This window comes from Streptomyces sp. KM273126 (genome assembly GCF_004337435.2).
Taxonomy (GTDB): domain Bacteria; phylum Actinomycetota; class Actinomycetes; order Streptomycetales; family Streptomycetaceae; genus Streptomyces; species Streptomyces acidicola.
Genome location: NZ_SJXB02000002.1, coordinates 1,707,739 through 1,719,365, shown reverse-complemented (window position 1 = coordinate 1,719,365; position 11,627 = coordinate 1,707,739). Strand labels below are relative to the sequence as shown.

Below are 11,627 nucleotides of genomic sequence, written 5' to 3'. Positions count from 1 at the left end.
TCAACCCAGGAGCCCCCATGCCGGACGCCATCCAGTTCACCCTCGACGACGGCACGGTCGTCCTGGTAGCCCTACCCGCCCGCACCGGCACCGGAGCCGTGGGCCTGGGAACCCGCCTGGAGAGCGCGGGAAGAAGCCTCCGCGAGGCACTGACGCCGATCACCTCCGCCGCCTCCGAGGTGATCGGCCAGTTCCGCAGCGTCGACCAACGGCCCGACGAGGTGGAGGTCACCTTCGGCGTCGTCCTGGACGGCAAACTCGGCGCGGTCCTGGCGAGCGCCAACGCCAGCGCACACCTCGACGTCACACTCCGCTGGAGCGGCACGGAGCCGACACCACCGAACTCCGGCGGCCCCGCGCCCTCCTGAACGGCAGCGCCCGGACGTTGAAGCGAGGCGCCGAGCACAGAGCCGCCACTTTGTGACCGCCATTGCACTTTCACGCTGCGGTACAGACGAGGTCCAGCCCTTCGCAGCACGGACGGCCCGGCAGCAGCAGGCCTCCCAGTGCCCGGGCTCGCCTGCTTGACTCGGGGTCGCCGACCACTGGCCGTCCAGGCCTACGTCGACCTGAAGGGTCGACCCGTCAGGCGCACCACGGGCGGCGCCACGTCGGCCACCCATTTGTCGTGACGAGTTCCATGCCGAACAGCCGCAGCCCGCGGGCACGCCAGTGCCGTTCGGTGGCCACCGTCCACCCTCGGTCGAGGTGGGGTCCAGGGTGACGGCTTCCAGGCGCTGGCAAACGACGAACAGCGGGCGCGGATCCGGTGTGGTGCCCGCGCCCATGGGGAGGGCGCAGAACCGGCTGGTGCCAGGCAGCCAGCGACCCGGAATCCGCCCACCGCCTGTGGGCCCTGTCCGAGGAACTCACCGGGTGTCACGTTCCCCGAACCACTGCGAACCGCAACGACGACCGCCTCGCCCGTCATCGGCTGCGGCTGCCGTCCGCCCTGAAGGCGCACTGCGGTGTTGTGGTGCGGCAGCGGAGTACGGCAACCCCCACCACCGCAGCCGACCATCAATGGCCCACAGCAACCCCGGGACCAGCGTCCGGGACCTCCATGACCTTGCGGCCAGTGGTTCGGGACGAAGAGGCCGCGTGCCGCAGCCGCGCCGGATACGAGGGTGGTCGGCCACGGTCAACAAGGCTCAGTGGCAGGCGCATACGTGCCTGCCGGCTCGGGACACGGAAGCCGCAATTCGAACGAGGGGGCCTCTTCCGAGGGCACGCTGAGAGGCGGTCCGGGACCATATGGTGCAAGCTGCGAAGAGGAGGCGGCACCTCGCCGACGGGCGGCGGTGTGAGGATCGCGCCCCCTCAGCTTGCCTTGGGCCGGATGACCTGTGAAGGGCGGTCATGAACGTGAGGGATCCGAACGCCGGGCACACGGAAGCTGCGGATCACGGCGTTACGGCGGCAGACGCCGGCGCCGCCGATGGCGATGCGCCATTGGCGGGATGTGTGGCGCTGGTGACCGGTGCGTCCAGCGGCATCGGTGCGGCCACCGCCTTGTCGCTGGCGCGACAGGGCGCCGCTGTGACAGTGGTCGCCCGGCGTACGGGGCGGTTGGAGGAACTGGCCGCCCTGATCCGTGAGCGGGGTGGCTCGTGCAGCGTCCTCACCGCTGACCTCGCAGACGCAGTGCAGGCACGTCGGGCCGTCGAGGACGCCGTGGATCGCTTCGCGCGGCTGGACGTGCTCGTGAACAACGCCGGTTACGTGGCCATGGGCCCCGTCGAGGAGGGCAACCCCGCCGACTGGGAACGGATGGTCAATCTCAACTTCAACGCCGTCCTGCACATGTCACAGGCGGCTTTGCCCCACCTGCTCCGCGCGGCAGCGGACGGCCCCCGAGGGGTCGCTGATCTTGTGAACGTCAGCTCGGTCGGAGGCCGGGTGGTGCGGAAGAACAATGGCATCTATTCGGCGACGAAGCACGCGGTGGGGGCGTTCAGCGAGGCCCTGCGTCAGGAGGTGACCGGAAGGAGCATCCGGGTGGGGCTGATCGAACCGGGTATGACGGCGACGGAGATGGCGACCGGCCCCGGCTCCGCTGCCGCCCGTGGCGTACCGCAGAACGTTTGGCTGCGTGCCGAAGACGTTGCCCGTGCCATCACCTTCGTGATCACTCAGCCGTCGCACGTCGCGATCAATGAGATCATGGTGCGCCCTACGGCGCAGGAACACTGACCGCTGGCGCGAGAGATGTACGCGAGCGAATGACGGCGGCACAAAGACGGCGGAAAGGGCTGATATTGACCGCCGGTCAGTATGGATGATGGTTCGGCTTTTCCCTCCACGCCTGGTAGGCCTTGGCACCCAACTCCGGGTACATCTGCTGGATGGTTATGCTCCGCTGGTCGGAGGGCCGCTGGAAGTCGGCGTACTGGAAGTCGTCGCTGAACCCGATCTCCTCGGTGGCTTTCCAGTCGCAGCTGTAGTAGACAGCGTCGATCCGCGCCCAGTAGATAGCGCTCATGCACATCGGACAGGGCGCTCCGCTGGTGTAGATCGAGCATCCCTGGAGCATGCGAGCACGCTCCGGCAAGATGTCCGGGGAGCCCTCGGGGCGAGGGACCAACTCCAGTGTGTACTCGTTCTGGCGCTCTTCGGAGACCGTGGGGGCATCGGGGTTGAGGAACTGAATCGCCTTGCGGATGGCTTCGACCTCGCCATGCGCGGTGGGGTCCGCCGTGAGCAGCACGCGGTTCTGTCCGCGAGCGATGATCTCACCGTCATGGGCGATCACCGCACCGAAGGGGCCTCCCCAGCCGTTCTCGACAGATTCAGTGGCCAGTTGCGCCGCTTCGGCCAGGAATTCCTTCTGTCCCATGTCAGCGCCTCCGATCAAACCTCACATTTGCGCCAAGTAGTCTTTTTATCTACTATAAAAGGCGTGAGTGCCCGTGCAACCCCTGGCTCCCACGACGACAGCGCGACCGTCGTGACCTCCCAGAAGGTCCGTCCGGGATATGAGGACGACTACCGGCGCTGGCAGGATCGAACGAATGAGGTCGCAGGCGAATTCGCCGGGTTCGAGGACACGGAGCAATACCCGCCGACCTCCACCGAGGGAAACGAGTGGGTGGTTGTTTTTCGCTTCTCCCACCTGGATCAGCTGACCGCGTGGCTGGACTCCGATACGCGCCGTGAACTCCTCGAACAAGGCCGCGCCCTGTTCGAGGAGCCCCCCACACAGGAAGTCCTCGCGGGTGGCACTCCGGTCCATGACGCCGTCACTGCCGTGATCTCGCACGATGTACGGCCTGACCAGGAGCGGGCGTTCGTGAGTTGGCAGGAGAAGATCCTGACAGCCCAGCGGAAGTTTCCCGGCTTCATGGGCTCGGAGTTGTTCCGGCCCGTAAAAGGCATCCAGGACAAGTGGGTCACCGCCTTCCGCTTCGACACCCGGCAACACCTGGACGAGTGGCTTGAATCCGCCACACGCCGCAAGCTCCTCGACGAGGGGCGAGACGCCTTCGTCTCCTACGATGTGCGCAAGGTCGGCTCCGCGTTCGGCAGTTGGTTCCGCTTCGAGCAGGGTGCGGAAGAAGGCGTTCCGCCCAACTGGAAGCAGGCCATGTCAGTGGTGCTGGCCCTCTATCCCACCGTCGAGGTGCTCAACCTCACGGTGGGCTCCCAGCTTGATGCTCTCGGCATGCCCGGATATCTCGCCCTGTTCATCTCGAACGTGTTGAGCGTGTCCATCCTGACCTGGCTGTTGATGCCGTTGGTGAACAGAGCTCTCGCCTTCTGGCTGATGCCCGGCCGGGCGCGATCCCTCCGCATTGATGTGGCAGGTGTAGCAGTGGTGGTGGTCTGCTGGCTGGCGTTCATCGTGATCTTCGGCCTGACCACCGGCTGACGGTCGGCCCCCGGGGAGGCTCCCGTCATCTGCACCACTTGTGGCCGACCCCTGCCGACCTGCGGAACCAGAACCTGACCAAGCACTATGAGGGACTGTCCGGCGGATGACTGTCCGGCGGATCTTGCCAGGCCGTCGTTGCACACGGCAGCTCCCCAGCACTCGACGGTGCCACTCTTTAACTTCTCGACGCCCCCTCTGACGCTGCGGCAAACTTCCCGCAATGACGCGACGAACCGATACGCCTCCCACATGGGACGAGCGCACGCAGCTGACCACGTACCTGGACTACGCCCGTGACACGGCGCGAGCCAAGTGTGAGGGCGCGTCCGCGGAGGATGCCCGCAAGGCCCCACTCCCGAGTTCACCGCTGATGACGATGTGCGGACTGATCAGTCATCTGCGATGGGTCGAGTATTACTGGATCCACGTGGTTTTTCTGGGGGAGGAACTCGTAGGGCCGCTCACGGAGGCGACCGACGATGACCCCGATCCTGAGATGCGGACAGCGGTCGATACGCCGTTGCCCCAGCTTCTCACCGAATACGAAGAGCAGAGTGCCCGCTTTCGTCGCCTGGTGTCCGACCACGACCTGAACTCAACGGCCAAACGCCCCATCAGTGACGGCCGCCACGTGGACCTCCGCTGGGTGATCCTCCACCTCATTGAGGAGACGTCCCGCCACAACGGCCACCTCGACATCGTGCGTGAGCTCGTCGACGGTCGGACCGGCGTCTAGGCCTGTCTGCCCTGCGGCTCATTGGCGGAGCCGGAGTCGGATCGAGGCGACGGTGATGGTGCCGTGGAAGATGTAGGCACGTTTGTCTAACCTCGTGGCCACTGTCCAGAAGTTCTTGAGGGCGTTTTTTCTGCTCCACTTCGTTCCTGCGCTTGTAGTGGGTGACGCCCGGCGCACCGGGGTGAGGGCGTCGGCAGCGGCCCACCTCGACGCGGCCACCGAGCGCGGGGCGCGCCTGAACCATGGGGGCCGTCATCTCTGTCGCGAGGCAGCCGCGCGAGTGACTCCGCCGGCACTCCATCTCGGCCACAGCCCGTGCCCCCGACCGGGTGTGGATGTTGCCGAGGGTTCCCCGGCAGGTCCCTGCCCCGTGACGCCATCGTCCCCGCACGGGACTTGGATGGTGGCCGAGCGCTGTGGCCGGCTTGCCGCAGGGCACCGCAGGAGCCGTACGTCAGGAGAGGCATGTCCGTCACAGCTGAGACGCCGAGACCCGCAACGCGCCGCGGAAAGCAGGGAGCCGGAAGGGGGGTCGTGCTCGGGACCGTGCTGGCGCTGATCGCCTTCGTCCCGTCGGCCGCCGCAAGCGAGCAGGCCGCCGCTCCGGCGACCAGCACGATCGCCTGGACCACGCAGGACGTGGCGCCCGGCGTCCAGGTCCGCAGCGGGGTCCTGAGCAATCCCGACGCCGCCGGTGCCTGGACGGTCACCGTCCAGGCACCGGCCGTCAACCGTCTTACGGGCGCGGCCACTTGGGCTCCTCTCGGGGACCGCGACTGGGCCGACGCCACCGCCGGACGGCTGCGGGCGGCCGGGTTCGAACCGCGGCTGGAACGGGTGGAGTGGGACCAGTACTCCGATACACCGCGCGGCACGATGGGCTGGCAGGTCAGGATCGGGCGGTACGTCACCCAGGCCGAGGCGGGCACGCTCAACTCCGCGGTGTCGGCGGTCGGTTTCCGTACCGCCGTCGAGTGGACGGGCTATGACGGCCGGCAGAGCGCCGACGCGGAACGCATCCATGTCGCCGTCGTCGATCCGGCCCGGCTGCGGGGCACGATCGAGGTCAGCGACGGCGGTGATGTCGCCGACCGGGAGAAGACCTCCACGGTGGCCGCCCGACTCGGCTCCCTGGTCGGCGTCAACGGCGGATTCTTCATCACTTCGGACGGGGACGGCGTCCAGGGCACCATGGCCGGCCTGTCCGCCGTGCACGGCGAACTGGAGTCGATGGCGGTCGGCTCACGCGCGGCACTGATCCTTGAGGACGGCGGTCGGCGCCCGCGCGTCGCGGACCTGTCCACCACCGTCACCGTTCGGGCCGGCTCCGCCACCTACGCGGTTCAGGGCATCAACCGGGTCCCGGGCAAGCTGCGCAACTGCGGCCGTCCCGGCGCCGTCCCCATCGAACAGCCCCGCCACGACACCACCTGCACCCTCGCGGACGACCTGGTGAAGTTCACCCCCGCGTTCCGGGCCCAACTGCCTACGGGCACGGGCGTCCAGGTGGTCCTGGACCGGCACGGTGTCGTCGTCTCCCGCAGTGACCGGGGCGGCTCGGTGCCAGCGGAAGGCTCGGTGCTCCAGGGCACCGGGGCGGCAGCCGCCTGGCTCACCGAGCACGCCGACATCGGCCGGCGTCTGACGGTGCACGAGGTCGTCCGGGACGCCTCGGGGCGTGAGGTCGAGCTCGGGCCTGACGACAGCATCGTCAGCGCGGCACCCACCCTGGTCGAGGACGGCCGCGTCCACATCGACGCAGCCACCGAGGGCACCCTCGACCCGCTCGACCTCTCCTTCGGGTTCGCGTGGTCCAACGTGCGCCAGCCCCGCACCCTGGCCGGCATCGACCGCCGTGGACGGCTCCTGCTGGTGACCGTCGACGGCCGCCGGCCCGGCGTCAGTGAGGGCTTCACACTCGCCGAGGCCGCCGAGTTCATGCGCTCCCTCGGCGCCGTGCAGGCCCTCAACCTCGACGGCGGCGGCTCCACGGCGATGGCGGTCAACGGCGCCCTCGCCAACACCACGTCCGACGCGACCGGCGAGCGTGCCGTCGGTGACACGATCCAGGTCCTGCCGGGCCCCGGCCGGGACTGACCCCGACCGAGCGGGGCGGTGCTCCGCCGGCGACCACCTCGTGTCGTGGGCCGGCGCGAGAGCCGCCCCGTCGCCGTGCCACCGGAGCTTGTCGCAGGCGTCGGGACACCCGACGTGGGCGACTCGACGCGCCTGTGGATCACCGCCAGGCCGGCCTTCCTCGTCCACGCAAGGGTGGAACAGCCGCGGGACCTCCCGATCCTCGACGAGCGTGGTGTGCAGAGCGTTCGGCCCGCATCGCTGGAGCCGCTCCATCCACTCCTGGACGTACGACTGGGCCGCTCGATGGTGACGGTGGCGTTGGTGACGGTGGCGTGCCAGGCGGCGTCGGGGGCGCAGCTGCTCGGCTCGGTGTAGAGGGCGAAGCCGGCGAAGCCCTTGACCGGGTCGGTCAGGCTGAGCTTGAAATGCGTGTGGGCCGACTCGGCTCCCCTCAGCGGTATCAGGGGGTTCTACGACGCAGCCATCCCAGCAGGCCGCGTGGTTTCTCCGGATCCTCGCCGAGGTGGGACGGCGCCCCGCATGCCGGCTCTCCCGACCGTACGGCACTCGTTGCCCGCGCCACGGGCACTCCATGTTGTGCCGCACCCGGCGACTGTGTCTTCGGTCCAGGGCGTGGCGCCGGCCGGTGCTCGCGGGCCTCGGCGACGGTCTGGCGAAGATCGGACCGCAGCCAGTCGATCTCGTCGGGGTATTCGGCCGTCATGATTGTCGCGGCGACCTGTGCGGCCGGTGAGTCGGGAGCGCCGTGGGCCGGCTGTGCAGGTCGGAGGCGGTTCAGGTACGCGCGCTCGTAGGGGTCTCCGACGATCTCCGCGACCTGGACGGGGTCGAGGAGGGACGCCACGCCCGCGGCCCGCGCCCAGGGATCCTCGGCCTGGCGCAGCAGGAAGCCGAGGTGGCGTCCCCGCCAGTTGCGGGGGCGGAGGTCCAGGCCCTCATCCAACTGGTCGCGCAGGTATTCCGGCGTACGTCCGGTCAGGAACGGGGCGTTCTTCTCGTCCGCTGCGAACTGCTGGATTTCCTCCGCGAGATACAGCCAGACCACTGCGCGATAACGGTTCAAATAGAACTTGACGGGTGCCACCTGGCCCAAGCGGGCGAGGCGAGTGAACCGGGCGGTCGTCACGTCCAACAGGACCGCGCCGTCAGAGGTGCCCACCACCCTGACGCGCTCCCTCAACGTTTCGGGAAAGCCGCTCTCGGAGCTCACCCGGTCGATCTCCGCCCGGGTGACGCGGAAGCCTCCGCCTCCGTCATCGGCCACGGTGCGGATACATCCCATGTGGACGGCGAGGTCGAACTCTCCTCGCTTCAGCCCCAGCTCCCGTGCGGCGCGGCTCCCTGAGAGCGAGGTGCCGCGTACCCGGGGGCGGGCCGGGCCGGCGGGCACGATGGCCGTGACGGAGTGGGTGACGGTGTTTCCGGACATGACGGTTCTCCCCCGTGCGATGACGTGACGGCGCTGGTCTGCGCTCGCATCGGAAAAAACCGTAGCCGTTTTGCCGGACATCGCGGCAAGCCTGTGGATAACTCCTCCGACCTCAGCGAACCCGCAGGTCAGAGTTCTACGGCGCACGTTCGGGCTGGCGCGCATCCAGGCCGAGGTGCTCTCCGACGCGGTTCACGAGCAGAGTCATCTCGTAGGCGACCTGACCGATGTCGACTTCCGCGGCGCTGAGCACGCACAGACAGCTGCCCTCTCCCGCCGCGGTGACGAACAGCACCGCGTCGTCGAACTCGACCATGGTCTGACGCACGTGACCGGCACCGAAGTGGCGGCCGGAACCCTTGGCGAGGCTGTGCAGTCCGGAGGAGACGGCGGCGAGGTGTTCGGCATCCTCGCGTTTCAGCCCCGAGCTCGCTCCGGTGACGAGCCCGTCACTCGACAGCACCATGGCATGCCGTACCTGTTCGACGCGCTCGGTCAGGTCGTCCAACAGCCAGCCCAGTCCCGCGTTCTGCGGCATGTTCAGTTCTCCCCGTGGTGTCGTTTCCCCCCTGGCCGGAGGATCCGACGCATCAGCCTCCCCCACCTCCGTCGTCCGGGCAAGCAAGATGAGTACATGGCGCAGAAGATGACCGACGAGCAATGGCGGGCCTTCGTTTCACACGGGACCCGCACCGGCAAACTCTCGACCGTTCGTGCTGACGGGCGGCCACACGTCGCCCCGATCTGGTTCTTGGTGGACGGTGACGACGTGGTTTTCAACACCGGGCAGGACACCGTGAAGGGGCGGAATCTGGCCAGGGACGGCCGGGTCGCCCTGTGCGTGGACGACGACCGGCCCCCGTACGACTTCGTCGTACTTGAGGGGCGGGCCGAGTTGTCGGAGGACCTCGACGAGGTCCGGCACTGGGCCGCGCGGATCGGCGGGCGTTACATGGGTGAGGACCGTGCCGAGGAGTTCAGTGCCCGCAACGGGGTTCCGGGTGAGCTCCTCGTCCGCGTACGGATCGACAAGGTTCTTGGGTACGCGCGCGTAGCCGACTAGACACCCGCTGTCAGCCCACGGAGTCGAGCAGCCGAGTGGTGTGCACCCGCCCGGCGTACTCGACGAGCCGTATCAGCACCTCGTTCCCGGAATCGCGGTCGCGGGCGTCGTAGAGGACCACGGGTGCTCCCCGGTCGAGGTCAGTGAGGAATCATGCGGACATGAGCGACGACCACACACACGTCCAGGAGTTCTTCACGGCGCGCGCGGCCGACTGGGACAGGCGGTTCCCCGACGACGGTCCCGCGTACGCGGCCGCGGTCGCCGAGCTCGGGCTCCGTTCGGGCGACCGCGTGCTCGACGCGGGCTGCGGCACCGGACGGGCCCTGCCACCGCTGCGTGCGGCCGTCGGTCCCACCGGAGTCGTTCTCGGGGCCGACCTGACGCCGGCCATGCTGGAAGCAGCGGTCCAAGCCGGTCGGGACCGTGACGGGCAGTTGCTCCTCACCGACGTGGCCGCCCTGCCTCTGCACACGGAGTCGCTGGACGCGGTGTTCGCGGCGGGGCTCATCGCGCACCTGCCGAATCCCACCGAGAACCTGAGGGAGTTGGCTCGGGTGGTGCGCCCCGGCGGCACGCTGGCGCTCTTCCACCCGATCGGCAGGGCGGCGCTGGCGGCACGCCAGGGGCGGCGGATCACCCCGGACGATCTGCGTGCCGAGGCCAACCTCGGGCCGCTGCTCGCGGGGGCGGGCTGGCGGATGACGTCTTATGTGGACCCGGACGACCGGTTCCTGGCACTGGCCGAACGCGACGGCTGAACCCCGCCTGCCCGGGGCCGAGGTGCCCGCTGCACCACGCAGGCCCTCTTCTTTCGCCGAAGCTGCAACTTTACGTTGAGTGGAGCACTTGTGCGATCAGCGACATCAACGCAGGGGGAAGGCAGCCCACATGTTCGGCAGGCTCCGCACATCATTCGGCAGATTCGTCAGCTCCACGCGCACGGACGTCGTCACCAGCGAGGGCCAACGCCCGCGCAACCTCTTCGAGGCTGCCGCGGCGTATGTCTCGGCGTGCGCCGAGGACGATCAGGACCGCATCGACGAAGCCGCAACGTGGGTGTCACCGGAAGCGCTGTCCTTCGGAGTGAACGAGTTGGCCTGCCGGGCTGTCATCGCGCTCGCTCGGGAGCGCGACGAGTCGCCCCGGACGGTGGCGCGGGATCTCCTCGGACTGCCCGCCGCCTGACCGAGTGGCGGCCTACGGCCCATTCGTCCCTCCCGCAGGGCGACCGTAGCTCCACTCGGAGCTTCGCACTCGTGACAAGCACCTTCCGGGCACATTAGGGTGCGCCGACGGACGAGAGCGATGGGGAGGCTGGGATGGCCGGGACGGACGAGGATGCCGTCGCCGCCGGGGACGACGACGCACTGTATGTGCTGACAGCGGTACTGCTGACGCCGGCGCAGTTCCCCAGCGTGCTGGGCGACGACTATCCGGAGGCCTGCGCCGCGCTCGACCTCGCGCCGCTCGCCGACGGGTACGGCCTCGTGCTGGGCCAGGACGGCGACGGGGCGCGCTGGACGGTCGTCGTCGACGACGTGTCGCTGGTGGCCGTGGCCATCGCGTCGTGGGACTGCGGCATGGAGTACGACCTGTCGCCGGACGAGCGGTCGGTCGTGGCCGCGCTGCCCGGCTGGCCCCTCGCGGTGGCCGTGGCGGCGCCCAATGTGCCCGCTCCGCACGATCCCGCGCCGGAGATTGCCGAGCGGCCACCCCTGTGCCCGCCGAACACCGAGGTCTGGGGTCCTGCCCAGCGGCGTCTCGGAGCCGACGAGATCGCGCTCCAGTGGGCCATCTGGCGGGAGCAGATCGACGACGACACGTTTGTGAACGGGGAGGGCGGCGAGACGGCCGGCACCCCGGAGACCCAGGACGATACCGGGCAGAGCAGCACTCGCAGCAGCATCCGCCGTGTCCTCGCCGAGGTGCGCGCGTACGTGGACACGCCGCCACCGCTGGGGCGCGTGCGCTCGTCCTTCGCGCCGGGCGAGGCCCGGACCCTCCGTGCCGACGGTCCTGGCTGGTCCATGGTGGCCAGGACCGACGACATCGCCTTCCTCCTCCTCGACGAGGAGCCCGGTGAGGTACTGCCGGTAGGGCGGGGGCCGGAGCTGCCCGGGCTTCTGGAATCCCTCGACAAGATCGCCGTACGCCCCAACTGAGCCCTCATCGAGCACCGGCCCGCGCTGCGGGCCGGTGACCGCTCAGCGGCCGAGCTCCTTGCGCGAGACGCGGCGAAGCCTGCGCCGCTGCGAGGGGTCCAGCGTGAGGTACGCGGCTGCCGGGATCCCCAGCACTATCAGGAGGTTGGCCCAGAAGGGGAAGGGCAGCAGGATCAACAGGACGATCCCGATGGCCACACCCCCTGCGGCGATCTTCGCGTTCTTCGACATCTCCGTCGCCTCCTTCGCGGCCACTGCCGCTC

14 protein-coding genes and 2 pseudogenes are annotated in these 11,627 nt (G+C 69.0%); 10 read left to right on the top strand and 6 right to left on the bottom strand.

Annotated features, from left to right (window positions below; translation table 11 throughout):
- Positions 1–17 precede the first annotated feature (17 nt).
- Together E0500_RS38295 and E0500_RS38290 are read left to right on the top strand one after the other, a co-directional pair.
- On the top strand, positions 18–368 hold the full coding sequence (locus E0500_RS38295; protein WP_131564413.1) for a CU044_2847 family protein: 351 nt from the start codon (positions 18–20) through the stop codon (positions 366–368).
- A gap of 991 nt (positions 369–1,359) precedes the next feature.
- Entirely contained in the window at positions 1,360–2,193 is an 834-nt protein-coding gene (locus E0500_RS38290) for an SDR family oxidoreductase (protein WP_131564415.1), read from the top strand.
- Positions 2,194–2,269: 76 nt separating this feature from the next.
- Here E0500_RS38290 and E0500_RS38285 read toward each other — a convergent pair whose 3' ends face one another.
- Positions 2,270–2,836, bottom strand: a complete 567-nt coding sequence (locus E0500_RS38285) for a nucleoside deaminase (protein WP_131564417.1) — start codon at positions 2,834–2,836, stop codon at positions 2,270–2,272.
- A 111-nt stretch (positions 2,837–2,947) separates the two neighbouring features.
- Here E0500_RS38285 and E0500_RS38280 point away from each other — a divergent pair, with 111 nt between their 5' ends.
- Together E0500_RS38280 and E0500_RS38275 are read left to right on the top strand one after the other, a co-directional pair.
- Positions 2,948–3,868 (top strand): antibiotic biosynthesis monooxygenase, encoded by a 921-nt coding sequence (locus E0500_RS38280; protein ID WP_131564419.1) that lies wholly within the window; start codon positions 2,948–2,950, stop codon positions 3,866–3,868.
- 223 nt (positions 3,869–4,091) lie between these two features.
- Positions 4,092–4,607, top strand: coding sequence for a DinB family protein (locus E0500_RS38275; protein ID WP_131564421.1), 516 nt, complete (start codon positions 4,092–4,094; stop codon positions 4,605–4,607).
- A gap of 18 nt (positions 4,608–4,625) precedes the next feature.
- Here E0500_RS38275 and E0500_RS38270 read toward each other — a convergent pair.
- A pseudogene (locus E0500_RS38270) lies at positions 4,626–4,767 on the bottom strand (IS5/IS1182 family transposase); the annotation flags it as partial.
- 374 nt (positions 4,768–5,141) lie between these two features.
- Between E0500_RS38270 and E0500_RS38265 the strand changes: the two are divergent.
- Both E0500_RS38265 and E0500_RS38260 read left to right on the top strand, forming a co-directional pair.
- Positions 5,142–6,704: a phosphodiester glycosidase family protein gene (locus E0500_RS38265; protein WP_309505290.1), complete on the top strand. Its 1,563-nt coding sequence runs from the start codon at positions 5,142–5,144 to the stop codon at positions 6,702–6,704.
- Positions 6,705–6,818: 114 nt separating this feature from the next.
- The gene (locus E0500_RS38260; protein WP_131564425.1) at positions 6,819–7,061 is read left to right on the top strand and encodes a hypothetical protein; all 243 of its coding nucleotides are present in this window, start codon (positions 6,819–6,821) and stop codon (positions 7,059–7,061) included.
- Positions 7,062–7,146: 85 nt separating this feature from the next.
- Here E0500_RS38260 and E0500_RS38255 read toward each other — a convergent pair whose 3' ends face one another.
- Positions 7,147–8,136 carry a DUF6397 family protein gene (locus tag E0500_RS38255; protein ID WP_131564427.1) on the bottom strand — a complete coding sequence of 330 codons (990 nt, stop codon included), beginning with the start codon at positions 8,134–8,136 and terminating at the stop codon, positions 7,147–7,149.
- 136 nt (positions 8,137–8,272) lie between these two features.
- The gene (locus tag E0500_RS38250; RefSeq protein ID WP_131564429.1) at positions 8,273–8,674 is read right to left on the bottom strand and encodes a roadblock/LC7 domain-containing protein; all 402 of its coding nucleotides are present in this window, start codon (positions 8,672–8,674) and stop codon (positions 8,273–8,275) included.
- A gap of 96 nt (positions 8,675–8,770) precedes the next feature.
- Between E0500_RS38250 and E0500_RS38245 the strand changes: the two genes are divergently transcribed.
- The gene (locus E0500_RS38245; protein ID WP_131564431.1) at positions 8,771–9,199 is read left to right on the top strand and encodes a PPOX class F420-dependent oxidoreductase; all 429 of its coding nucleotides are present in this window, start codon (positions 8,771–8,773) and stop codon (positions 9,197–9,199) included.
- Between the two features lie 10 nt (positions 9,200–9,209).
- Here E0500_RS38245 and E0500_RS38240 read toward each other — a convergent pair.
- Positions 9,210–9,341: pseudogene (locus E0500_RS38240) on the bottom strand (ATP-binding protein); the annotation flags it as partial.
- A gap of 19 nt (positions 9,342–9,360) precedes the next feature.
- Here E0500_RS38240 and E0500_RS38235 point away from each other — a divergent pair.
- The 3 genes from E0500_RS38235 (at position 9,361) to E0500_RS38225 (ending at position 11,364) form a co-directional block, all read left to right on the top strand.
- Positions 9,361–9,960, top strand: coding sequence for a class I SAM-dependent methyltransferase (locus E0500_RS38235; RefSeq protein WP_131564433.1), 600 nt, complete (start codon positions 9,361–9,363; stop codon positions 9,958–9,960).
- Between the two features lie 130 nt (positions 9,961–10,090).
- On the top strand, positions 10,091–10,387 hold the full coding sequence (locus E0500_RS38230) for a hypothetical protein (protein WP_131564435.1): 297 nt from the start codon (positions 10,091–10,093) through the stop codon (positions 10,385–10,387).
- Between the two features lie 134 nt (positions 10,388–10,521).
- The gene (locus E0500_RS38225) at positions 10,522–11,364 is read left to right on the top strand and encodes a hypothetical protein (RefSeq protein ID WP_131564437.1); all 843 of its coding nucleotides are present in this window, start codon (positions 10,522–10,524) and stop codon (positions 11,362–11,364) included.
- A gap of 42 nt (positions 11,365–11,406) precedes the next feature.
- On the opposite strand, the gene E0500_RS38220 is transcribed toward E0500_RS38225, so the two are convergent.
- Positions 11,407–11,595 (bottom strand): hypothetical protein, encoded by a 189-nt coding sequence (locus E0500_RS38220; protein WP_165935034.1) that lies wholly within the window; start codon positions 11,593–11,595, stop codon positions 11,407–11,409.
- Between the last annotated feature and the right edge of the window lie 32 nt (positions 11,596–11,627).